This is a genomic window from Paraburkholderia sp. UCT70 (assembly GCF_050434085.1).
In the GTDB taxonomy this organism is placed as follows: Bacteria; Pseudomonadota; Gammaproteobacteria; order Burkholderiales; family Burkholderiaceae; genus Paraburkholderia; species Paraburkholderia tuberum.
In genome coordinates, this window is sequence record NZ_JBNPVZ010000003.1 from 351,141 (window position 1) to 374,917 (window position 23,777).

21 protein-coding genes and 1 pseudogene are annotated in these 23,777 nt (G+C 62.9%); 5 read left to right on the forward strand and 17 right to left on the reverse strand.

The features are described from left to right. Window positions 1–291: 291 nt before the first annotated feature. The 10 genes and pseudogenes from OKW41_RS19435 to OKW41_RS19480 form a co-directional block, all read right to left on the reverse strand. Window positions 292–1,194 carry an NAD-dependent epimerase/dehydratase family protein gene (locus tag OKW41_RS19435; protein WP_429573643.1) on the reverse strand — a complete coding sequence of 301 codons (903 nt, stop codon included), beginning with the start codon at window positions 1,192–1,194 and terminating at the stop codon, window positions 292–294. A 181-nt stretch (window positions 1,195–1,375) separates the two neighbouring features. Continuing rightward, window positions 1,376–1,732, reverse strand: coding sequence for an STAS/SEC14 domain-containing protein (locus tag OKW41_RS19440; RefSeq protein ID WP_429573644.1), 357 nt, complete (start codon window positions 1,730–1,732; stop codon window positions 1,376–1,378). Between the two features lie 114 nt (window positions 1,733–1,846). After that, window positions 1,847–2,194, reverse strand: a pseudogene (locus OKW41_RS19445) (UbiA family prenyltransferase); the annotation flags it as partial. After that, window positions 2,191–3,717 (reverse strand): glycosyltransferase family 39 protein, encoded by a 1,527-nt coding sequence (locus tag OKW41_RS19450; RefSeq protein WP_429573645.1) that lies wholly within the window; start codon window positions 3,715–3,717, stop codon window positions 2,191–2,193. The pseudogene OKW41_RS19445 and the gene OKW41_RS19450, both read right to left, overlap by 4 nt. 559 nt (window positions 3,718–4,276) lie before the next feature. After that, window positions 4,277–5,521 (reverse strand): D-amino acid dehydrogenase, encoded by a 1,245-nt coding sequence (locus tag OKW41_RS19455; protein WP_429573646.1) that lies wholly within the window; start codon window positions 5,519–5,521, stop codon window positions 4,277–4,279. A gap of 107 nt (window positions 5,522–5,628) precedes the next feature. Beyond that, window positions 5,629–6,474: an urea carboxylase-associated family protein gene (locus OKW41_RS19460; RefSeq protein ID WP_429573647.1), complete on the reverse strand. Its 846-nt coding sequence runs from the start codon at window positions 6,472–6,474 to the stop codon at window positions 5,629–5,631. 168 nt (window positions 6,475–6,642) lie between these two features. Then, window positions 6,643–7,374: an ABC transporter ATP-binding protein gene (locus OKW41_RS19465; RefSeq protein ID WP_429573648.1), complete on the reverse strand. Its 732-nt coding sequence runs from the start codon at window positions 7,372–7,374 to the stop codon at window positions 6,643–6,645. Next, on the reverse strand, window positions 7,362–9,170 hold the full coding sequence (locus OKW41_RS19470; RefSeq protein ID WP_429573649.1) for an ABC transporter permease subunit: 1,809 nt from the start codon (window positions 9,168–9,170) through the stop codon (window positions 7,362–7,364). The genes OKW41_RS19465 and OKW41_RS19470 overlap by 13 nt, the downstream gene beginning before the upstream one ends. A 3-nt stretch (window positions 9,171–9,173) precedes the next feature. Next, window positions 9,174–10,073, reverse strand: a complete 900-nt coding sequence (locus OKW41_RS19475) for a branched-chain amino acid ABC transporter permease (RefSeq protein ID WP_018422469.1) — start codon at window positions 10,071–10,073, stop codon at window positions 9,174–9,176. A gap of 25 nt (window positions 10,074–10,098) precedes the next feature. Then, window positions 10,099–11,301, reverse strand: a complete 1,203-nt coding sequence (locus OKW41_RS19480) for a branched-chain amino acid ABC transporter substrate-binding protein (RefSeq protein WP_429573650.1) — start codon at window positions 11,299–11,301, stop codon at window positions 10,099–10,101. Window positions 11,302–11,612: 311 nt separating this feature from the next. Here OKW41_RS19480 and OKW41_RS19485 point away from each other — a divergent pair, with 311 nt between their 5' ends. Then, entirely contained in the window at window positions 11,613–12,389 is a 777-nt protein-coding gene (locus OKW41_RS19485; RefSeq protein ID WP_429573651.1) for a maleate cis-trans isomerase family protein, read from the forward strand. A gap of 157 nt (window positions 12,390–12,546) precedes the next feature. On the opposite strand, the gene OKW41_RS19490 is transcribed toward OKW41_RS19485, so the two are convergent. The 7 genes from OKW41_RS19490 to OKW41_RS19520 all read right to left on the reverse strand — a co-directional run bounded on the left by OKW41_RS19490 (window position 12,547) and on the right by OKW41_RS19520 (window position 19,927). Then, window positions 12,547–12,996 carry an SET domain-containing protein gene (locus tag OKW41_RS19490; RefSeq protein ID WP_429573652.1) on the reverse strand — a complete coding sequence of 150 codons (450 nt, stop codon included), beginning with the start codon at window positions 12,994–12,996 and terminating at the stop codon, window positions 12,547–12,549. 233 nt (window positions 12,997–13,229) lie between these two features. Then, the gene (locus OKW41_RS19495; RefSeq protein ID WP_429573653.1) at window positions 13,230–14,057 is read right to left on the reverse strand and encodes an ABC transporter permease; all 828 of its coding nucleotides are present in this window, start codon (window positions 14,055–14,057) and stop codon (window positions 13,230–13,232) included. Window positions 14,058–14,123: 66 nt separating this feature from the next. Then, window positions 14,124–15,287: an ABC transporter permease gene (locus OKW41_RS19500; protein WP_429573654.1), complete on the reverse strand. Its 1,164-nt coding sequence runs from the start codon at window positions 15,285–15,287 to the stop codon at window positions 14,124–14,126. Between the two features lie 133 nt (window positions 15,288–15,420). Continuing rightward, window positions 15,421–16,476, reverse strand: a complete 1,056-nt coding sequence (locus OKW41_RS19505; protein WP_429448402.1) for an ABC transporter substrate-binding protein — start codon at window positions 16,474–16,476, stop codon at window positions 15,421–15,423. A gap of 2 nt (window positions 16,477–16,478) precedes the next feature. Then, window positions 16,479–17,684, reverse strand: a complete 1,206-nt coding sequence (locus tag OKW41_RS19510) for an ABC transporter ATP-binding protein (protein ID WP_429448400.1) — start codon at window positions 17,682–17,684, stop codon at window positions 16,479–16,481. 43 nt (window positions 17,685–17,727) lie between these two features. Continuing rightward, a complete protein-coding gene (locus OKW41_RS19515; protein WP_429573655.1) occupies window positions 17,728–18,879 on the reverse strand; it encodes an SRPBCC family protein in 1,152 nt (383 codons plus the stop codon). A 124-nt stretch (window positions 18,880–19,003) separates the two neighbouring features. Further along, a complete protein-coding gene (locus OKW41_RS19520) occupies window positions 19,004–19,927 on the reverse strand; it encodes a LysR family transcriptional regulator (protein ID WP_429573656.1) in 924 nt (307 codons plus the stop codon). 178 nt (window positions 19,928–20,105) lie between these two features. On the opposite strand from OKW41_RS19520, the gene OKW41_RS19525 reads away from it, so the two are divergent. Genes OKW41_RS19525 through argE form a run of 4 tightly spaced genes read left to right on the forward strand, consistent with a single transcriptional unit; the run spans window position 20,106 to window position 23,739 of the window. Beyond that, window positions 20,106–21,464 carry a flavin-containing monooxygenase gene (locus OKW41_RS19525; protein WP_429573657.1) on the forward strand — a complete coding sequence of 453 codons (1,359 nt, stop codon included), beginning with the start codon at window positions 20,106–20,108 and terminating at the stop codon, window positions 21,462–21,464. Continuing rightward, window positions 21,464–21,895, forward strand: coding sequence for a RidA family protein (locus OKW41_RS19530; protein ID WP_429573658.1), 432 nt, complete (start codon window positions 21,464–21,466; stop codon window positions 21,893–21,895). Before OKW41_RS19525 ends, OKW41_RS19530 begins: the two co-directional genes overlap by 1 nt. A 10-nt stretch (window positions 21,896–21,905) precedes the next feature. Next, window positions 21,906–22,583, forward strand: a complete 678-nt coding sequence (locus OKW41_RS19535; RefSeq protein ID WP_184024164.1) for a DUF1028 domain-containing protein — start codon at window positions 21,906–21,908, stop codon at window positions 22,581–22,583. Further along, window positions 22,576–23,739: an acetylornithine deacetylase gene (argE, locus tag OKW41_RS19540; protein ID WP_429573659.1), complete on the forward strand. Its 1,164-nt coding sequence runs from the start codon at window positions 22,576–22,578 to the stop codon at window positions 23,737–23,739. The genes OKW41_RS19535 and argE overlap by 8 nt, the downstream gene beginning before the upstream one ends. Window positions 23,740–23,777 lie beyond the last annotated feature (38 nt).

The following is a 23,777-nucleotide window of genomic DNA, read 5'->3' on the forward strand; positions in this document are numbered from 1 at the left end:
GGCGGCTGAACGTAGCAATACCGACGGCGGATAAGCGACGGAGGCGCCAGCGCTGACAGCCGTGAAGGCGAGCCATTGGCTTCATTGTCGGTCCGCGTTCGAGGTGGCGGCACGCCTGCAATGCAGTGCATCGCAGGGAGAATTTTCGCTGCGGGCTTGTTCGAAAATTTTTCCCAAGACCCACCACCCGACTGCGGGAACGACGCCATTGCGCCGGTCTGCGTCGTTGCAAGGCAGTCCATGAAGACTCGCACGGCGTGATTGGCCGGCCCGGGGGCCGGCCCGCCATGCTTACTGGACGATCTTTTTCGCTTCGTCGCGCCAGTAGTGTTGCTGGTTCCACCCAAGAAGGCGCTTGAGCTTCTCGTTGCTGAGCAGGGTCTCGAACTCGCCGAGTTGCTTTTTGAGCGGCACGCCGGGGTAGTAGCGTCGGAGCAGTTCCGCGGTAGGTACGTCGGACGACACGTCGTCGGCCGCGACGTTCATCACCTGAAAGCCGAGGCCGTCCTTTTCGATGGCAAGCCGGCACGCGCTCGCGAGATCGCGGCCGTCGATATAGCTCCACGCAATCCTCTTGCGCAGTGCTGGATCCTTGAGCCACGCCGGAAACTTCGCGTAGTCGTTGGGTTCGAGCACGTTGCCAATACGAAAGCAGTAAATGTCAGAGCCCGTGCGCGCGTGGAACGCCTTCGCTGTCACTTCGTTGATAACCTTCGACGTCGCGTAGCTGTCCATCGGGTTCACCGGGTATTCCTCGTCGAGCGGGAAGTACTCTGGACTGCGATCCCGGTGCGCGAACACCATACCGTATGTGGTTTCGCTCGATGCCACGATCACCTTGCGGATGCCAAGCTTCGACGCTGCGTCGAGGATGTTGTACGTGCCCATCACGTTGATCCGGTAGACCTCGTTGTCGGGCGTGATCATGATGCGAGGGATCGCCGCAAAATGCACAATCGCGTCGATCGGCTTTGGTTCGAGGTCGTCGGCGAATTCTCCCGGCGCGGTGCTCGATGCCAGCGCATTGAATACCTGGCCCGCATCGGTGATGTCCGTAATCAACGTGCGCGCCGTGCGCGCCGCCATCGGCACGCGATCAAGATTCATCACCTCGTAGCCGTGCTCGACCAGGTTCTCGACCACCCATTTTCCGGCCAGGCCGCTGCCGCCGGTCACGATCACTCGCTTCGTCATGTGCTCCTCTTCTCCTGTTTTCCTACATGTTTTAGCGCTTTTCCGCGCGTGTCGCGCGGCCTCATTCCATCATAGGATCGTTGCGCTCCGTGTCCTTGATTCGGCAGTAACAGTTCTGATGTTGAGTCGTGCGGCTCCAACTGGCCGGCCTCCGCCCGATGCGGCCGGCTGGAGACGACGTTCAGGCGTTGATCCAGGCTCGCGCCTGTTCCAGCTCGTTGACGTGGAACGCCTTGATTTCAGCCTTCATAAAGAACCGGGCCAAATGCATCGAGGCGCGAATCCAGCCCGCGTCGGCCACCACGGCGGCGCGCGTGACCTTGCGGGCGACGGAGACGCCGAGCGTCAGGTCGGTCCATAGCGCCTTCGGCTCGATGCCGCTGAAATGCTCGATGCGTTCGAGCACGCGGGTCTTACCGTTCAGTTCAAGATCACCACGCATGCGCTCGATGGCTTCGCGCAGTTCGTGGTCGGTGATTTTGCCTTCGACGGATATTTCGATGACCGACGAATCGGGGACGGTGTGATACAGGATCATGGCAGGACCCCTGACCAGAGAGACGTTATACGCTCAGGCACGGATGAGCCTGGCGTTCGACGGCGTACTTCATGGTACCTCTTTCCACTCGCCCGGTTAGGTTACGAGCCGATCTTCCCCTGAGAGGCAGTCGAGGCCATCACGCTTGCGCCTTGCCGACAGGTTGACCTCACCCTCGGTCGCATGGACCTCGTCGAAGCAGCCCGGATGATCCGCGATGGCCTGCGCATAACGCTGGTGCGTGGCGGTTGCAAGCACGAGCGCACGGCCGGCCGCGAGCCGCGCCTTCAGGCCCGCTTTGCCACCATGCAGCAGCCAGACCAGCAGTTGCCAGCAGCGCAGCGGCGAGGCTTTCAGAAAGGCCCACACGCACTCGATCAGAACGTCGGAGCGCAACAGCGTGCCGTCGAGATCGACGACGAGCGGCCGGCCGCGATACGGCGTGATGGTCGCGTGGCTCACGACTGCGGCACAATCACGAACAGTTGGTAGGGGCGCGCAGGCAACTCCCGTCCCCATGCGGTCTTGCTCACCTCGAGCGCAATCGGCGCTGCATGGCTTAGCGACGATGCCGTCGCGATGCAGCCCGAGTCGTCGCCACGGCACACAATCAGCGAGCCCTGGCGCGCGAAATCGGCGGATGTGAGCCAGGGCGTTGCCGCCGGCCAGTCGAGATCCCAGAAGCGGGCGCGGCCGCCGTCATAGAACACCATCGAAGCGGCCTCATGCGTCGAGCCCGCCACGATCGACAGCGGCTGGCTGGTGCGTTCGTGCCACACCGCCTGCGCGGCTGCCGCGAGTTCCGCGCGCGGCTCGGCCGCATCGTCGGAATTGTGCCGCGCCCCCGTGTAGCCGACCACTGCCGATACCGCGAGCACCAGCGCCCAGTACACCGCCATGACGCGTATGGCACGCTGCGGCGCGAACTCGAAGCGGGCCTGCACGAGCACGGCAAGCCAGAGCGGCACCATTGCGAACCACTGCGCCATGCCCCAGACCGAGGCCATCTGCGTCTTGCCGATCACGGACAGCACGCCCACCGCGAACAGTGGCCCCAGCGCGAGCCACCAGAGATCCGGGTACGCCGCGCTCCGAACAACGCTCAGCGCCATGAGCCGCGCAGCCCCGCGCGTGCGCACCATCAACAGCACGAAAACGAAACTGAGCGCGAGATAGCCGATCTGCGCGAGCGTGTAGATGCCAAAGCGCCCGACCGCGGCGAGAAGCGTGCCGCCGGTGCGTTGCGCGGCATACTCGAGCGTCGGGAAATGATTAACCATCATCCAGTGCACGTGCGGGGCCAGCACGGCGACACCCGCCGCCACCGCGAGCAGCGAATCGACGCTGACGAGGCGCGCACGCCATGCGGGCCGCGCGAGCAATGCCAGCAACAGCCCGAGCAGCAGCACGATCGTGAAGTACTTGCCCAGCACGGCAAGCGCCGCGCACGCCCCGAGACCGAGCGCCGCGCCGCTGCGCGCAAGGCGGCTGCCCGGCTGCACGTAGCGGACGAAAAAGTAGGCGGTCCACGGCCAGACCGACAGCAGGATCGCGTTCGGATTGAATTTGATGGCGAGATTCGAGTAAAGCGGCGAGACCGCCATCGCAAGCCCGGCGATGATCGCGATCTGGCGCGGCACGAAGCGCCCGGCGAGCGCGACGATCCCGGCCAGGCCGACCAGCACGTTTACCGCCGACAGCGCGAAATACGCGAGATCGGTGTGCGGGAACACGCTGAACCAGGCCGCTGCGACCCACGACGAAAGCGGCGGGTGCTTCGCGTAACCGGCCTGCCACTCGAGGCCCCAGACATAGGTCTCGACCATGTCGCCCTGGATGTCGAGATTGCCGCGCGCGAGCCAGGCGGCCAGCGTCCAGACCAGCGCGTGGAAGGGGAGCAGCCAACCGAGTGATGCGATGCGCGCGGCGGCAGGTTTGTCGGAGGCTGAGGCGAGCGACGTGGGATTCGAAAGCTGGGTCGACATTGAACCTTTGGGTCTGTGTGCCGCCGTACCGGGCAGCGTTTGAGCCCGGCATTGTAATATGAGCTTACGTAGGGGGAGTGCGATCCTGACAGACTGCCCGGCAACCCATGGCGCCCGATCAGATTAAAAAGGCCTTGATGAAGGACGTTCGCGGCGAAAATTGACCCGTGAGGTCAAGCCGGAGAGCCGATTCTCTTGACGCGGCGCTCAACTCGGCCGCAAACAACACCTTTGCCGGCTGCATGCTGGAAGCAATCGACTCCACGCTTCCGGTTGATATCGAGAAAGCGCCGAGCAATTGCAGATGCGCTTGAGGAAGCTCTGCGCTGGGCGTGGATCGTAGCAACCCTGACACAAGCCGCGCAACCGTCGCCAGTGTTCCAGTGGATCTGATGGCGAAAAGCTGCGCGTGACGCGCGATAGCGCGTCTCGAAGTCGCAATTCTTTGAGCGCGACGTGTACCGACGGGCCATGCGCGGCGGATTCGACCGGTCGATGCAATAGTTTGCTGGCATCGTTCGGCTGGGGCCCCATGTTTTGGCTGCAAAACGCGTCGCCATCAGTCGCAAAGCAGCCCCACCATCGGAATCGCCGGGATTCGTCCCGCGATCAGGTCGGCCGTGATTCGAGCCGATCCGTGCGACATGGTCCAGCCGATATGACCGTGACCGGTATTCAGATAAAGATTGCGATACTTCTTGCGCCCAAGAAACGGCAAGTTCGTCGGCGTCATCGGCCTGAGACCGGCCCACATTTCGGCGCGATCGTAGTTGGCGCCGGCCGGGTAGAGTTCTTGTGTCACGCTCTTCATAAACGCAAAATCAGAAGGCTTATGGCTCGTGTCGTAGCCAGCAAACTCCGCCGTTGCGGTGACCCGGATCCGGTCGCCGAAGCGCGAGATTGCGACCAGGTTGTGCTCGTCGACCACTGCGACCGAGGGTGGCAAGGGCCGGCCATCGATCGGAATCGTGAGGGAGTATCCCTTGATCGGATAGATCGGAAGATCGATGCCGATCTGTCGGCCAAGAACCGGACTATAGGGGCCAAGGGCGAGCACATACGCGTCGGCTTTTACAAGGCCGCGACTCGTTCTTATGCCCACCACGTCCTGCCCAGCGGTTTCGAAGCCGTCGATGGTGGTGTCCGTCAGAAGCGTACCGCCACGCGCGACAATCTTTTCCGCAAGGGCCCGGGTGAACTTCGCAGGGTCTCCGGTCTCATCGGTCGGGCAGTAGATGGCACCCGCTATCCTGTCTTTTGCCGAAGCCAGCGACGGGTCGAGTGCGACGACCTGATCGCGGCTGAGAACCATGATGACCTGCCCATCGGATTCCAGCAGCTTCATGTGTTCGACTCCGCGATCCTGGGCTTCCTGCGTCCGATGAAAATACAGAATTCCGCGGTCATTTCGATCGTATTCAATGGCGTCCTCAGCGATCACATTCTGTAGTACGCGTTGCGAGTACGCGGCAAGCCGATGCTTGAGCAGGGTATTGCGGCGTGCCTTCTCTGATGTGCATTCCATCAGGAAACGCCACGACCAGCTGTAAAGCCTGGGATCCGCCGAGAACTTGAAGCGCAACGCCTGATCTTTCAGCACCAGCGATTTGAGCAGAATCATCGGCGCTTTGGGCGAGGACCAGACAAAGGAATGCCCGGGCGCGATCATGCCCGCGTTACCCCAACTGGTTTCCGATGCGACTAAAGGCTGCCGCTCGACGATCACGACCTCATGGCCATCCTTCTGCAACTGGTACGCGGTTGTCACACCGACTACCCCGCCACCGAGCACGACAACTTTCATGATGTCCTCAGATACAAGGGGGCCGGCGGGCATTCAAGGCAGCGCGGTCTCGCTCCGGCTTTTGTGCTGCGCCACCATCGATTCCTGCTGGACAGGAGGCACCAGTCTCACTTCCATTGCGGCGGATTCAGCACCATTCCGTGCTGCCCTTTGTAGGCAGCCACAGCCGGCGGCGTCCACCCATCCAGCATCTGTGGCGCGAGTTGCCAGACCTCGATGCCAAGCGGCCGGCAGACTTCCAGTGGATCGCGCGCGTCGGGTCCCCACATCGGCACTGACAGATCGCCGCCCGGACAGGTCGACAGCGCGCACAGCAAGTCGATCTCCGCGAAGAATTCGAGGTAATCGCCTTTCTTTGCCGGACACGCCTTCATGAAGTATTTGTCTTCGAGATTCAGGCCGGTGCACTGGAACACGTTGAGCACGTCGTGGACGTCGTACTCAGTCAATCCATACGGGGCGATGGCACGCGTCAGGTTGGAGTGGCAGTGAAAATGAAAATCCTCGCCGGTCAGCATGCGGTTCACGTAGGGGTCGCAGCGCGTGCCGAGCAAATCGTGGACACGCCCGCCGTGCTCGTCGACACCGTAGCCTGCGAGACTGTCGTCCGTGATGGTCACCATCGGACGCAGGAATGGCAGCGTCGACCACAGACGGTCGAACGTGCTCACGTGCGCCTGCTGCAACTGGCGCGTGCGCGATGCCCACATGCGCTCGCGCGGGTTGTGCCGGTTCCACATGTTCAGGTCGGCAACCTGCGGGCCTTCGATCGTGACAATGCGAAACACGTGGCCGGCCGGCACGGTCCACGCTTGCCCCGAGCGGATCGGCACGACGATCGATTCGACCAGCGTGCGGGTGTCGTGCTGTGAGGCGATGCGCTGATAGAACGTCTTGTCGACGTCGAGCGCTGAGCCTTTGGTGGACTGATAGGCAGCAGGATAATTCAGCATGATGCATTCTCCGTCGAACTCAGGCCGGCGCCGTGCCGCGACGAGGCGGCGTCGTCATCGCTCGGGCGACGCAGCACTGCAACGACCTTTTCCTTATCGATCTCTGACATGTTTTGCCTCCATTACGTCTGACCCGTTTCAGCCAAGGTCGATTACCCAGTTGGCGGGTTACTCTGCCGAGATTGCACTGCCGCCCAGATAGGCAGCGCGGACCCGGCTATCCTGAGCCAGCTCGCGGGCGGACCCCGCGAGCGCAATGTGCCCACTTTCCAGCACGTAAGCCCGATGAGCGATCCGCAGCGCCTGGCGGGCGTTCTGCTCGACGAGGAGAATCGAGGTGCCTTCGCGGCAGATGTCGGCGATCATGCCGAAGATCGCGCGGACCAGCTTCGGCGCGAGTCCCATCGACGGTTCGTCCAGCACCACGATACGCGGGCGCAGCATCAGGGCTCGGGCAATCGCCAGCATCTGCTGTTCGCCACCGCTGAGCGTGCCAGCCAGCTGGCTGCGTCGCTCGCCGAGCCGGGGGAAAGTCGCATAGAGCTGATCCCTTCGCTGTTGCAATGCCGCACTGTCGCGCCGGATCAGATAGCCGCCGAGATGCAGATTTTCCTCCACCGTCAGCGCGCCGAAAATGCGCCGCCCCTCTGGCACGTGACCCAGACCCAGCGCCACGATCTGATGTGCGCGCAAGCCCGTCAGGCGCTGGCCAGCCATCGCAATGTCGCCCGCGCGCGGCCGGATCAATCCGGAAATCGCCCGCAGCGTGGTCGTTTTTCCCGCGCCATTGCTGCCGAGCAACGCGACGATCTCGCCTTCCGCGACGTCCAGCGAGATGCCGTGCAGCACTTCGACAGTCCCATAGCTCACGCGCAGATCGCGGATTTCTAGGAGTCCCACAGCGATTTCTCCCCGGCAGTATCGTCGCTCGCCTCGTCCTTTTCGGCTGTGCCGAGATAGGCATCGATCACCCGCGGGTCCGCCTGGATCGCGGCGGGCTGGCCCTCGGCGATGATGACGCCGTGGTCCATCACGATGATCCGGTCCGACACGCCCATCACCAGCATCATGTCGTGCTCGATCAGCAGCACCGTCACGCCATGATCCCGGATGCGCCGGATCAGTTCCATCAGCGCGCGTTTCTCGGTCGGGTTCATGCCTGCAGCCGGCTCATCGAGCAGCAGCAGGCGAGGGCTGCTGGCGAGCGCACGGGCGATCTCCAGCCTGCGTTGGTCGCCGTAGGGCAGATCGGCGGCGCGCTCGCCCGCCCTGCCGGCAAGTCCGACGAAGGCGAGCCAGCGCAGGCCTTCGGTGGAATGGTCCGTCGCCTCGGCGCGCGCGGACGGCAACGCCAGAAGCTCGGCTGCGAGCGGTGTCCGAAGCCGATGGTCCATGCCGGTCAGGACGTTTTCGAAGGCCGTCATGTGGCCGAACAGGCGGATGCCCTGGAAGGTGCGCGCCATGCCTTGATGGACGATGCGATGAGGCGCGCCGCCGGCAAGCCGTTCCCCGCACCAGACGATCTGGCCGCCAGTCGGGCGGATGACACCGGTCAGGCAATTGAACACGGTGGTCTTGCCGGCGCCGTTCGGACCGATCAGGCTCACGATCTCGCCGCTCCGCACCATGAAGCTGACACCGCCGACCGCCAGCACGCCACCGAAGCGGCGCTGCATGTCGCGCACCTCCAGCAGGATCTCATCGGTGACGGCGTGATCGGGCACAGCGACGCGATCGGCATCAGCGCCCTTGCGCGCCGGCGCGACGCGGCGCAACGGCGCGGGCCACAACCCCTGCGGCCTTAACAGCATCAGGATCACGAGCCCGATCGCGAAAGCGAAGATGCGCCAGAGGTTGAGAAAACGCAGAATCTCCGGCAGGCCGGCGACGATGATGGCGCCGAGGAGCACACCGGGAATGCTGCCCCGGCCGCCGAGCACGACGACAATCAGGATCGTGACGGACTGCAGATAGGTGAAGCCGGTCGGATCGATGGTGCCGAAGCGGGCGGCGAACAGGCTGCCGCCCAGCCCGCCGATCAGCGCGCCCATCACATAGGCGAGCAGCTTGACGCGCAGCGTCGGCACGCCGACAGCCTCGGCAGCTGCCTCGTCCTCGCGGATGCTGGTCCAGGCGCGGCCCAGCCGCGACTGGCCGAGCCGGATGGCGAACACCAGCACCAGCACGAGGAACGCCATGCCCAGTTCGTAGAGCGCTAGCGGCGAACTGATCTCGAAACCGAACAGGCTCGGGCTCGCGATGCCGAAGATGCCGTTCGGGCCGCCCGTGATGTCGAGGTTGGTGGCGACGATACGCGTGATTTCGCCGAACCCCAGCGTGACGATCGCCAGATAGTCGCTGCGCAGGCGCAGGGTGGGATAGCCGATGACGATGCCCGATACCCCGGCGAACGCCAGACTGAACGGCAGCGTCTCCCAGAACGAGAAGTGCAGCAGGGTTTCCAGCAACGCCGTCGTGTACGCGCCGATCGCGAAGAAGGCCGCGTAGCCCAGATCGAGCAATCCGGCATAACCGACTACGATGTTCAGCCCAAGACCCAGGATCGAATAGGTGACGATGGTCAGGCCGACATCGACGACATAGTTGCTGACGACAGCGGGCAGCGCCACGGCGGCGGCCAGCAGCGTACCGCCGAGAGGCTTGGCCCAACGCGCGGAAGCCTGACTGGCGCTCATGGACTACATTCTCTCGACAACGCGTTCGCCGAACAGCCCGGTCGGCTTGATCACGAGCACGGCGATCAGCACGCCGAAGACGAACACGTCGGTCCATTGCGAAGAGACATAGCCCGCGCCGAAGGCTTCGAGCAGGCCAATCAGGATGCCGCCCGCCATCGCGCCCGGGATGTTGCCGATGCCGCCGAGCACGGCGGCGGTGAACGCGCGCAGGCCTAGCACGAAGCCCATGAAGAAATTGATCTGCGTGTAGTAAAGACCCTCCATGACGCCCGCCACGGCGGCCAGCACCGACCCCAGCAGAAAGGTGAGCTGGATCAGGCGTTCGACGTCGATGCCCATCAGACGCGCGGCGTCCTGATCGATTGCCAGCGCGCGCATCGCGGTGCCAAGGAAAGTGTGGTGAACGAAGAAATACAGTGCCAGCATCAGGGCCAGGCTCGTCACGATGATGCCGATCTGCGCGAAGGTGATCTGCACGCCGTGGAGTTCGAATCCGGCCTGGCTCAGCACGTGCGGATAGGTGCGAAAGCCCGCGCCGTAGATCAGCAGCACCCCATTTTGCAGCGCCAGCGAGACGCCCAGCGCCGTAATCAGAATCGACAGCCGCGGCGCGCGCAGCAACGGCTGATACGCGAGCCGCTCGATCAGCAGGCCGAGCGCGCCTGTGACCGTCATGGCGGCCACAAGGGCGATCAGCAGCGCCAGGGCGAGCGGCAGATGCGCGGATGCAAGAACCATCAGACCGGTCCAGCCGATGAACGCGCCGACCATGAACAGGTCGCCATGAGCGAAGTTGATCAGCCGGATGATTCCGTAGACCATCGTGTAGCCGAGGGCGACGAGCGCGTAGAACGAGCCGGTCGTCAGCCCTTCGATGACGAACTGGAAGAAGTCGCTCATGACGGCGCGGGGCGCGCAATTGCGCCTACTTCATCGCCGCCCAATGTCCGCTCGCATCCTGCCTCTGGTAGGGCTCGAAGTTGTCGTTGTGCACGATGATGGTGATGTACACGGCTTTGCTGCGGTCCCCCTTCGGATTGAAGGCAATCGTTCCGGTCGCGCCCGGGTAGTTCGAGATCTTGTGCAGAGCAGCCGTGATCGCGGCAGGCTGTGCCGATTTCGCGTCCGCGATGGCTTTCGCCGTGACCCCCACAGCATCGTATTCATAGACCGAGTACGGTCCCGGCCCTTGCCCGTAAGCCTTCGTATAGTCATCGACGTAGGCGTGCGCGCCGCTCAGGAACTGCGCGAGCGGTGCCGTCGTGATGATCATGCCGTCGGCGGCGGGACCGGCCGTCTTCATCAGGGTGGGGTCATTGGTGGCGTCGCCGCCCATGAAGGTCATTTTCAGACCCAGTTGCCGCGCCTCCTTGACCAGCAGGCCGGCTTCGGAGAAATAGCCTGTGTAGTAGATCACGTCAGGCTTCAGTGAGGAGACCCGCGTGAGCGTCGGTGAATAGTCCATCTGTCCGGGCGTGATCGAATTGGCGTACACGACATCGACACCGTCCTTCTTCAGGGCTTGCACGGTGTTCTGGGCGAGGCCTTTGGAATAGGTCGTGTTGTCGTCGATCACCGCCACGTGCTTCGCGTGCAGAACGTCTTTCATGAAGCTTGCCGCGAATGGGCCCTGCTGGTCGTCGCGGCCGATCGTGCGGAACACGTTGTCGTACCCCATCTCGGTCAGTTGCGGATTCGTCGATGCATCCAGCACGTAGGGAATCCCGGCGCGATGAAAGGTTGTCGATTCCGGCAGCGCCGCGCTTGAGCAATATCCGCCCGCTACCGCGACAACGCCCGCATCGACGAGTTTCTGTGCCGCCTGCACCGCGGTCTGCGCATCACAGGCGTCGTCCTCGGGCACCAGCTCGATCTGCTTGCCGAGCACGCCACCGGCCGCGTTGATTCTGGCGGCGGCGAGCTTCGCGCCATTGACAATATCCGTGCCGGCATTGGCACTGCTGCCCGACAGCGGAACGGGCACGCCGATCTTGATGGTGGCGCCCTGGCTTAGCGCCGAACCGGGAGCCATGCCGACAAGCAGGGCCACGGCGGCCGCCATGCCCGCAAAGGCCGTTTGCCGCGAGCCCCGCTTTGCACCGGACCAGCCAATCGTCTGAGCAAACATGTTAGCGACTCCTTATTGTGAGAGGGATCGGACGATCCGCCACACGGGTATACCGGTGACATCGGAAAGCGGACGGAAATGGGGCGATTGCGTGTGATTCATACCCACCAGGTCAACGGCGTGACTGCTGGTTTCACCGGAGCGCTGACACTAAAGCGCTTCTTTCATGATAGAAGCCGGTGTGCGTTGGGACGGTATAGGGTATTTGCGTATAAACCATTACACAAAGGCGCCGGCAATCCTCTACCTTTAAGAGGCAGTGACGACAGAGACTCGCGAGCCCGAACGCGACATGACAGGACGACTCCGAAATGAGTGCGATTGCACAGCATGACGACGTGTACACGAAGCTCGATTTCACGCTGGACGACGGCATCGGCCGTCGTGCCGCGATTGGGCTCGTGGTGCTCGCCACCGATCATACGATCGAGCATGAGTGGCGGGGCTTGCTGACGCAGGACGGCGTGGCGTTCTACGAAAGCCGTGTGTATAACTCGGCGGACATCACGCCCGAACGGCTAGCGGAAATGGAGGACCGTATTGCACCGGCGGTCGCGCTGATCCGTCCGGCCGAGCGTATCGATGTGGTGGCGTTTGGCTGCACGTCCGCGTCGATGGTGATTGGGGAGGAAAAGGTGTTCGCGCGGATTCGCGAAGCGCGTGCGGACGCCGCGTGCACTACGCCGATCACCGCGGCGCTGGCGGCGCTTCGCGCACTAGGCGTCCAACGTACGGCCCTGCTTACTCCCTATGTGCGTTCGATCAACGAATACATGCGCGACTATATCGAGTCGCGTGGTCACGGCATTACGCGCATGGCGTCGTTCGAGCATGCGAACGATAACGAAGTGGCGCGGATCGATGCGGCGTCGTTGCGAACTGGTGTTGAGCGACTTGCGCGCAATCGTGACGTGGAGGCGATTTTCGTATCGTGCACGAGCTTGCGCATCGCCGGCTTGATTCCGGAGCTAGAGGCGGCGATCGGTAAGCCGGTGATATCGAGCAACTACGCGATGGCGTGGCACGCGTTGCGGCTCGCCGGCGTGGGAGATTGCGAGGCTCATCTTGGGCGGCTGTTTGCGCTGTGACGTTGTACCTTGAAACGCGACGCAGCGCGTCGGGGCGACCATGCAGCGATCGACCCGAGGCCATGTTCCAGACATCGACGCGCACCACAGACGCGGCAGGCGCGTCGGATGAACCGCCGCAGGAATCGCTCATCGAAGCGTCTGTGCGGCGGCAGGACTACGACGACTGTCCGTCATTTCCCAGCATGGTTCGACGACATGCCGGCGCGCCGCAATGACACGTGTACTGGGCGCGAATGTCGTCGGTGACCGGGCCGTCCACTGACAGACCGTAATTGATGAAAAGCTCCTCCCCGGGTGCGATCGTGGCGAGCGCATGAATGAACACCCGGTCGCCGGTCTCGATGGCCTCGCAGTTGGGGGCGCACGCATGGTTCAGAAAGCGGGCGCTGTTGCCGCCGCGGCTGCCGTCGATCACTCGTCCGCTGGACAGCCCAAACACGAACGTGTGGCCCGCGTCGGCTCGCTGACGGGCGGCGGCGCGCCGCCAGCTGGTCACTTCCCCCTTGTACTCGATCACCCGTTCGCCCGGGGCGATCGGCTGCAGGGCGAACAGTCCCATGCCATGCACTGGTGAGCGTCGTGCGGTGATGCGTCGCAATCGCATTTTGTCGTTTCCTTCGCGACCCTCGGTCGTTGCATGTGGTTTAGCGGCGATGCGAAGCATATCGCCACACACTCAGGCGCTCAATATTTTTCTTTTTAAAAGCGCAACTAACGGCCAAGGACGGGCCGCGCCAAGGGTTCCGGCTTTGCCGCAACGAGGCTGGCAACGGTCGACCATTACAGGGAGGCTATCAAGTCGCATGTCCACGGCATCACGCTGGCACAACAGTCGGCTCAGGCAAACGAGCGGCTGGCCGCCGCTGCGCGCTTGCGCAACCAGTTCATGCAGGCGAACAGGGCGATGGCGAACGCCATCAGCAGTGTGGCCACGGCAAGGATCGACGGGTCGATCTGGTCACGGATGCCACTCCACATCTGCCGCGGCACGGTGCGCTGCTCGGGGCCGCCAATGAACAGAATGACGATCACTTCGTCGAACGACGTCGCGAATGCGAACACACTGCCCGTTGCGACGGCGGGCGTGATCAGCGGGAGCGTGACGCGACGAAACGCGACCCACGGCTGCGCGCCCAGCCCCGACGCAGCGCGAAGCAGGCTTTGATCGAACGACAGCAGCGAAGCCGTCACGGTGATCACCACGAAGGGCGTACCGAGCGCGGCATGCGCAAGCACGACGCCGAGATACGAATTGACCAGGCCTAGCGGCGAAAAGACCAGATAAAACCCTGCCGCGACGACAACGATAGGCACGATCATCGGCGACACGATGATCGGCATGATGATCGAGCGGTAAGGAAACTGCGTGCGGCTCAAGCCGAGCGCGGCGAGCGTGCCGAGCACCGTCGCGATCAGCGTCGACGCCGCGCCAATGCCGATGCTGTTCGCCAACGCGCGTTGCCAGTCCGGCGAACTCAGCGCCTGCGCGTACCAGCGCAGCGAGAAGCCCTGCATCGGGTACGAGAAGAATGAGCCGGAGTTGAACGACAGCGGCACGATCGCGAGGATCGGCGCGACGAGGAAAAAGAAAATGAGCGCGCAATGCACACGTAGTCCCGCGCCCGCGATGCGTTCCGAGAGTAGCCGGGTTCGTCCGTCTTTCATCTGAGTCTGCCTGTTGATCAACCATACGAAGGAGCGACAACCCATTAGCGTCGATTGCGCGGCGCGTTAGCCGAAGCGCAAGCGGTCGATACCGACCAGCCGGTTGAAGATGAAATAGAACACCGCCGTGAATGCGATCAGATAGCACGACAACGCACCCGCGAGTCCCCAGTTGAGCCGATCGTTGGTCTGCGACGCGATCAGCTGGCTGATCATTTCGTCGCCGGCGCCGCCTAGCAGGGCGGGGGTGATGTAATAACCGAGCGCGAGCACGAACACGAGAAAACATCCCGCGCCGACACCCGGCAGCGTTTGCGGAATATACACTCGCACGAAGGCCACAGCCGGATGCGCGCCGAGGGATTTCGCCGCGCGCATGTACACGGGCGGGACACCTTTCATCACCGAAAAGATCGCGAGGATCATGTATGGCAGCAGGATGTGCGTCATGCCGATCAACACACCCGTGCGATTGAAAATCAGCGGCAACGGATGATTGATGAGCCCAAAGCGGAGCAACGCGCTGTTGATCACACCACCTGGTTGCAGCAGCACATACCACGCGGTGGTCCGCACCAGCAGCGATGTCCAGAACGGTACGATCACGAAGAGGATCAGCCGGTTGCTCTGGTTCTCCGGCAATGTCGCGAGCAGATACGCCACGGGATAACCCAGCACCAGGCACAGCAGCGTGACCGTCGCACTGATCGTGATCGTGCGTCCGAAGGCCGCGCGGAAGATGGCGCTGTCCGCCGCGACGGACGTCACCGAGTCATCGGGCGCGACTTGCGCGTCGACGGCGTTCAGCAAATAGTCGGGCGTGGGCGAGATCGACGCACGCTTGAGGAGCCGCCAGGTTTCCGGTGTGTTCCAGCGTTCATCCAGATCGATCAGGGCGGGCTTCCATTGCGCGGGCGTTTGCGAACGTGTGGCACGCGCCGTCTTGAACAGCAGGCTGCGGAACTCTGGTCGATAGAAGTTCATGCGTCGCGCGATATTGCCGAGCTGGCCGGATTCGCTGGCGTCCTTCAGGTCGTGCGCGAGTGCGGCAAAGGCCGGTTCGCCGGGTACGCCCGCACCGTCCCATCCGGCCAGCGCCGTGCTCAATTGCGGCATGCCGGCGCGCACTTCAGGGTTTCGCATGCTGCGCGCGAGCAGGCTCGCGATCGGCGCGACGAACGTCACCAGCAGAAAGATGAGCAACGGCAAAGCCAGCAGCAACGCGCGCATCGCGGCCTTGCGGCGCGCGGCGCGAAACGACTCGCGGTTCGCGGCCTGCGGGCCGCGGCCAAAATGGGGCGGTGGATGGCAGCTGCGTGTTCATCGTGCTCGATCTCTCGGGTGACGTTCGTTCGATCTGGCGCTACTGCGTCAGCCAGTTCTGGAACCGCTTGTTGATCGCATCCGCGTTGTCGGCCCAGAACGTCGCGTTGATTTGCAGCGGGCGTTTGAAGTTCTCCGGCGCTGTCGGCAGATCGTTCAGACGCGCCTTGTCGATCAGCGGAATGGCGTCCTTGCGGGGCGGCGCGTACGCGATGTACTTCGACAGGTCCGCATAGGCCTGCGGTGTCGAGGATGCGACGATGAACTTCCGTGCCGCGTCGGCATGCTTCGCGCCGTTGACCACGGCCCACCATTCGTAGTCGTACACCTGTGCATCCCAGACGATCTTGAAGGGCTTCTTGTCCTTGTGCACGGCGTCGTCGATGCGGCCGTTGTACGCCTGCGTCATCACGACCGCGCCGTCGGCGAGCAGTTGCGGCGCCTGCGCACCCGCCTCCCACCAGACGATGCTCGGCTTGATGGTGTCGAGCTTCTTGAACGCGCGATCGACGCCAGCCGGCGTGGAGAGCGTCTTGTAGACGTCCTTGGGCGCCACGCCATCGGCTATCAACGCCCATTCCATCGCGACCTTCGGCGATTTGCGCATGCCGCGCTTGCCCGGGTACTTGTTGAGGTCGAAGAAGTCGTTGATGGTAGTAGGCGCGGATTTCAGTTTGCTGGTGTCATACGCATAGACGGTGGACCACACCATCGCGCTGACGGCGCAATCACTGATCGACCCGGGCAGGAAATCGCTGGTGTTGCCGAGCGCCTTTTTGTCGAACTTGGCGATGAGGCCTTCGTCGCATGCGGTGATCGCGTCGTTGGTTTCGAGGTCGATCAGATCCCAGGTCGGGTTCTTCGACTGTTCCATCGCTTGCAGCTTGGCAAGGCCGCCATCGTAGGACTCGGTGGAGAACTGGTCGCCGGTTTTCGCGGTGAACGGTTCGAACCAGGCTTTTTTGGCGGCGGCTTCGTACGCACCGCCAAAGGTGACGACGGAAATCGTATCGGCCGCGTGAACCGTGGCGGTGGCAAACACCCCGAGTGCGCAAGCCGTGAGGGTGGTCCGGAATGACGAGAACTTGGTCTTCATTTCTAGTTGGCTCCTGCGATAAGTGGCGAGGCGGACGAGGGAACGGCAACAGTGGAATAGTCGGCGCCGCCGGACGCGGCGGCGGAATGCGGCGCGGGCGCCATGACGGGCAGCACCTTGCAGTCGTCACGCCGCCAGGTCACGGCGGTCTGACGGCCCAGTGCGGGCAGATCATGGTGCTGTGTGTTCGGCACCTTGACCACCATGCTTTCGCCATGACCGAGCTTCAAATGCACGCGATGATGATCGCCGCAGTAGACGAGTTCCTCGACGAGCGCGTGCACGACGTTCATGTTCTGCCGTGTCGCTTCCTGCACGGCGTCCGGCGTCGCCGCGATGTGCGCGCGCTCGGGACGCAGCGCCAGCACCGCCGTGTCGCCCGACGCGAGCCCGGCGCCTGGGCGTCCGCGCACAGTGCTGCCATCGGCCAACTGCATCGCGGCCCATTCTCCGCCGTCGGAATTGACGCGACCGGTCAGTCCATTGTTCTCGCCGACGAAATTGGCAACGAACGCATTCGCCGCGTTTTCGTAGAGTTCGGTCGGTGCGGCGGCCTGCTGGATGCGTCCATCGGAAAACACGGCGACGCGGTCCGACATCGTCAACGCTTCGTTCTGGTCGTGGGTCACGTAGACGATCGTCAGCGACAGTTCGCGATGCAGCCGCATGATTTCGTATTGCATGGTTTCACGCAGGCGTTTGTCGAGAGCGCCAAGCGGCTCGTCCATCAGCACCACGCTCGGCTCGAAAACCAGCGCGCGGGCAAGCGCAACGCGCTGCTGCTGGCCACCGGACAGTTGCGACGGACGCCGTGCCGCCAGATGCGATAACTCCACCATGTCCAGCACGCGCGTCACGCGCGTTTTCTGTTCGCTACGGCTTATCTTGCGCACCGACAGCGGAAACGCGACGTTTTCGGCAATCGTCATGTGCGGGAACAGCGCATAGTTCTGAAACACCATGCCGATATCGCGCCGATGCGGCGGCTTGTCGTCCAGACGCTTGCCGGCGAGGCGGATCTCGCCGCGCGTCGGCGCTTCGAATCCCGCGAGCATCATCAGTGTCGTGGTCTTGCCGGAACCGGACGGACCGAGCAGCGAAACGAATTCACCGTGCGCGACATCGAGATCGAGTCCCTCGACGACGCTATGCACGCCGTCGTATGACTTGCTGACGCCGTCGAACGAAATAAATGGTTGGCTTGACATGGGTAACTCGGCAGAGTGTTGGCGGTCCACGTGGGGCGGCAAATCACTTCGCGCCCAGGCGTCCCGCCAGATAGCGGGCGAAGTCGTAATTCGGCCGTTCCAGAGGGCTCAGATGGCCAGGCTTCGCGAGTGGCGCGTGCACGCCGCGAAACACGGCCTCGACGCCGCGCCGGTCCTCGGCGTTGACTTCGTCGAGCAGCGTCTTCAGCGTAGCCATGTAATCGGCGGCCCGCGGATCGTCGACGAAATCCGGTGCGAGGCCGCCGCCGAAGCGGATATGCACGCGGCCGACGCCCCGCGGCTGCAGGATCAGATACCAGAAGTAGCCGGGCGTCAGCGTGATCAGGTGTGTCGGGTAGATCGCCAGCAGCGCGGTGGTACGGCGCCAGTGCCCTTGCAGACGTGTATTGCTGGGATGCGCGTTGCCGATCGGCAGCGACGCTTCCTTGGTGATCCAGTGATAGTTGAACGCAGGCCAGCCCGGCGGACATTCCATTTCTTCGAGCTTCGAGTGCGGCCCGACCGTTGCGCGATGCAGCATCGGCAAATGGTAGCTCTCCATGAAATTTTCCGCGAGGATCTTCCAGTTGGTGTCCCACACGTGCTCTTCGTGGAAGGTCTCGACGTAGTTGCTCATGCCGTACGGCTCGATCAGCTTCGTCAGCCCGGACAAATGTGATTCCACCGAAGGCGCGTGCGCGTTGAGCGTTACGTAGATCCAGCCTTGCCACGTCTCGCAGCGCACGGCAGGCAGCTTGTATTGTTCCTTGCAAAAGCCCGGCTGCCGATCCATCAACGGCGCGCCCGCGAGCGAACCATCGAGCGTGTAGTTCCATGCGTGATAGGGGCACACGATCCGGCGCACGTTGCCGCGCCCTTCAAGCAATACCGACATCCGGTGCAGGCAAACATTCGAGAATGCGCGCAACGCACCGCTCGCATCGCGCAGCACGAACACCGGCTGGTCGTCGATTTGCGCGGTCAGATAGTCGCCGCTCTGTGCGAGCGCGCTCGCGCGGCCCACGCACAACCACTCGTTGCGAAACACGTCGCGCCGTTCGAGCGCGAGAAACGCCTCCGACGTGTAGACGGCCGGCGGCATTGCGTGTGCATGCCCGAACGGACGCTCGCAGTTCTCGCGCAGGGCGCGAACGATGTCGAGCTCAGTGTCCGTCGACTGAAGAATGGCTGACATAGGGGGCCCCCCATCAGTGTGTGCATCCGATGAGCACCAATCTAACAATCCAAATTGCTAGGTAAAATATTGTTTTTGCATGCAGTGCATAGCTCATGCCTATGCCGAGAGGCTTTCCGGGCCGCTAACCGATGTGGAGGCGCCGAATGTACGTTTCACAGAATGCCGAGAAGCGCTTCACAACCTCGCGCGGCTTGACGGTGCCCGATAGTGCGATGCCAAGCGTCGTCGCATTGACGCTTTCCTTGAAATGTTTAATCACGAAGTCTTCGCCGTCCACTGTTCGGGTCGACTTCAGCGGGAAGTTGAGTATGCTGTAACCTAGGCCGTTGGCGACCATGCCACGCACCACTTCAGGCTGTGACGACCGGAAAGCCGCGGTAGGGCGGCTGCCGACTGCGTCGAACAGCGCGGAGAAGTACTCGCGGCTATGCGGAAGGTCCAGCATCACATAGGGCTCGGGCAGCAGATCGGCCAGCGACACTTTGCGGGCCCGTGCAAGCCTGTGTGTTTTAGGCAGGATGACATACGGTGGCAGCGAAAGCAGCGGGGTAAACGCGATTCCATCGGTGATATCGAGGCTGTAGGTCAGCGCGATATCGAGCGAGCCGTCGCGCAGGCCGCTCAAAAGCGTGTCCTGATGCGCTTCCGTCGTACGGAAGGTGACCGCCGGATAGTCCTGCACGAAGCGGCTGATGATGCCTGGCATCAGCGGCGGGGCCAGCGACACCATGCAGCCCAGCGAGATGGAGCCCGACATGCCGCCGTCGATTTCCTTCGCGGTCAACTGCAATTCTTCGGCGTTCTGAAGCAGATTGCGAGCGTGGCCGAGCAGATCGCGGCCCGGTTGCGTGAGCGACAGCCCGCTGGCGTGATGGCGGATGAACAGTTGGACGCCGAACGATTCCTCCAGATCCGCGAGCGACGTCGAGATAGACGGCTGCGAAATGTGCAGACGCTTTGCCGCGGCGGTGAACGAAAGCGTCTCGGCCGTGACGACAAAATACCTGAGCTGACGCAACGAGTAGCGTATCGAGTTGCCGTCCATCAGTTGCTCCGTGTTCGGTCGAACCGATTGTCGCTCGCCAATTGTCGATTGCATAGCGAAAAACGATGCAAAGCATTTTTAAAATATAGTTTTTGTTGCCCGCCACGCGGCGTACATTCTGTCCGACCGAAGAGAGAGAGTGACCTGAATCCAGAGCGCTTTTCAGAAGGAGAAGGCCATGTCGGCTGAAAAATTGTCGATCGACACGCTGGTCATAGGCGCGGGTCAGGCTGGCGTGGCAATGAGCGAACACCTGAGCAAACTCGGCGTACCCCATCTCGTGCTGGAGCGCGACCGCATTGCCGAACGCTGGCGTACCTGCCGCTGGGATTCACTGGTCGCCAATGGTCCCGCCTGGCACGACCGCTTCCCCAATATGGAGTTCGAAGGACTCGATCCTGATGGGTTCGCCGCCAAGGATCAGGTCGCCGATTACTTCGAGGCCTATGCGCGCAAGTTCGATGCGCCGATCCGCACGGGCGTCGAAGTCACGAGCGTCGAGCGTCTGAAGGGCCGGGCAGGATTTACGGTCGCAACGTCCGATGGCACGATCGAAGCCCGTCGCGTGGTCGTTGCGACGGGGCCGTTCCAGCGTCCCGTCATTCCCCCCATCGCGCCACAGGGCGTCGAGCTCACGCAGCTTCATTCGGCCCACTATCGGAACCCGGCGCAGTTGCCCGAAGGCGCGGTGCTCGTGGTTGGCGCGGGGTCGTCCGGCGTGCAGATCGCGGACGAACTGCAACGCGCGGGCCGCAAGGTTTATCTGTCCGTCGGTGCGCATGACCGTCCGCCGCGCGCCTATCGCGGTCGCGATTTCTGCTGGTGGCTGGGTGTACTCGGCGAATGGGACAAGGAAGTCGCCGTGCCGGGACGCGAGCATGTGACCATTGCCGTCAGCGGCGCGTACGGCGGCCAGACCATCGATTTTCGCAGGCTCGCTCATCAGGGCATGACGCTGGTCGGCACGACGAGATCGTTCGCGAATGGCGTCGCGACCTTCGAACAGGACCTCGCCGCCAATCTGAAGCGTGGCGACGAAAACCTGATGTCGCTACTGGACGCGGCCGACGACTACGTCGAGCGCAACGGCGTGGACCTGCCGGAAGACCCCGACGCACGCCTGATTCCACCAGACCCGGCGTGCGTGACGCATCCGCTCCCGGAACTGGATCTGAAGAAGGCGGGGGTGAGCACGATCATTTGGGCCACCGGCTATGCCGTCGATTTCAGCTGGCTGCACGTGAACGCATTCGACGATAAGGGCAAGCCGCAGCATCAGCGCGGTGTATCGAAGGAACCGGGTGTGTATTTCCTCGGCTTGCCGTGGTTGTCGCGGCGCGCGTCGTCGTTTATCTGGGGCGTCTGGCACGACGCAAAGCACATCGCCGATCACATCGTCACGCAGCGCAAATACCTCGCGTATCGCGACGCGTCGCAGCGTCGGCAGGACGCGCGCGGCGTGCACGGCGCGAATCCAACCGATACCGCGTGCGACGAATCGCCCGCGCCGAAGACCAAAGAAGTGGGAGTGAACTGATGCCTACGCATACCCGCATCCGCATGTTCAATACGAAGGATACGTACCCGAACCAGTCGCTCGATAACGATCTTTGCCAGGCGGTTCGCGCGGGCAATACGGTCTATGTGCGCGGCCAGGTCGGTACGGATTTCGACGGCAAGCTGGTCGGTCTCGGCGATCCGCGCGCGCAGGCCGAGCAGGCGATGAAGAACGTCAAGCAACTTCTCGAGGAAGCGGGCAGCGACCTGTCGCATATCGTCAAGACGACGACTTACATCACTGATCCTCGTTATCGCGAGCCGGTGTATCAGGAACTCGGCAAGTGGCTGAAGGGCGTGTATCCGATTTCGACGGGGCTGTGCGTCAGCGCGCTCGGCCAGCCGCAATGGCTGATGGAAATCGACGTGATCGCCGTGATTCCGGACAACTGGAAGCCATCTCAGGCGTGAGGATCTACCCATGACATTCTCGATCGTTGGACGTTGTGGCAAGACCGGTCAGCTCGGTATCGCGATCAGTTCGTCGAGCATTGCGGTGGGTGCGAGGTGTCCGTGGGCGCGCGCGGGCGTCGGTGCGGTGGCGACGCAGAACGTGACGCAGCCCGCGCTCGGGCCGCAGATTCTCGATCTGCTGGAAAGCGGGCGTATCGCGGCGGATACGGCGCTCGAACGGGCGCTAGGCGCGAGCGAATGGAGCGAATACCGGCAGGTGACGGTGGTCGACAGTGAGGGGCGAACCGCGATGTTCACCGGCAAGGAAGCACTCGGCGTGCATCATGCCGTCGCGGGAAATCAGTGTGTGGCAGCGGGCAATCTGCTCGCCGGCAAGCCGGTGATCGACGCGATGGTGAAAGCGTTCGAGAGCGCACAAGGCGCGCTCGCCGATCGTCTGCTACACGCGATGCATGCGGCCGCCGAAGCTGGCGGAGAAGCAGGGCCCGTGCATTCGGCGGCTCTGAAGATCGTCGATACACACGTCTGGCCGATCGTCGATCTGCGTGTCGATTGGGCCGACGACGATCCGATCGGCAAACTTGCCGCGCTATGGCAAGCGTATCGGCCGCAGATGCGGGACTACATCGCACGCGCGTTGAATCCAACCGCGGCGCCGAGCTACGGAGTGCCCGGCGATGAGTGAGTTGTCGAGCCGTGCGCTGCTCGAACGGCTGATCGGTTTTGCGACTGTCAGCCGCGACTCCAATCTGGAACTGATCGGCTTCGTGCAGCAATACCTCGCGGATCTAGGTGTGGACAGCGAGCTGTTCTATAACGCCGAGCGTACCAAGGCTAACCTGTTCGCCACGATCGGTCCGCGAGACCGTGGTGGCATCGTGCTGTCCGGGCATACCGATGTGGTGCCCGTCGACGGTCAGGCTTGGACCGTCGACCCGTTTCGTCTCACCGAAAAAGAAGGGCGACTGTACGGACGCGGCACAGCCGATATGAAAGGCTACATCGCGTCCGTGTTGGCGGCAGTGCCGGCTTTCCTGAAGCCGAAGCTCGAAGTGCCGGTGCATCTCGCGTTTTCATATGACGAGGAGGTAGGCTGTCTCGGCGTGCGGCCGATGCTGGCCGAACTCGAAAAGCGCGCGCATAAGCCGCGCATGTGTCTGATTGGCGAACCGACCGGGTTGAAGCCTGTGCTGGGACACAAGAGCAAGCTTGCGATGCGCTGTCACGTGAAAGGCGCGCCATGTCATTCCGCGTACGCGCCGCACGGTGTCAATGCGATTCAATACGCGGCGCGGCTGATCAACCGACTGGAAGAGATTGGCGACGAACTCGCGCGGCCGGAACATCACGACGCGCGTTTCGATCCACCGTTCTCGACGGTGCAGACAGGCGTCATCAAGGGCGGACGCGCGCTGAATATCGTTCCCGCCGAATGCGAGTTCGATTTCGAAGTGCGCGGCGTGCCGGGCTTTGATCCCAACCGGGTGGTGGAGCAACTGCGAAGCTATGCAGCAGCCGAATTGCTGCCGAAGATGCGCGCGGTGCAGCCCGATACCGATGTCAGTGTGCAGATGCTGAATGCCTATCCTGGGCTGGCGACTTCACCCGATAGCGACGCGGCACGCCTGGTCGAGATGTTGAGCGGATCGAAGCAATACGAAACGGTCGCCTTTGGCACCGAAGGCGGCCTGTTCGCGCAGGTGGGCATTCCGACCGTGGTCTGTGGACCTGGCAGCATGGATCAGGGCCACAAGCCGGATGAGTTCATCACGATCGAACAACTGAACCGGTGTGACGCGATGTTCGCTCGCCTCGCTGAACATCTCAAAAGCGTGAGGTAGCCTGCGCGTCTGCGGTGCAAATCGGGCGTGAGGGGTTC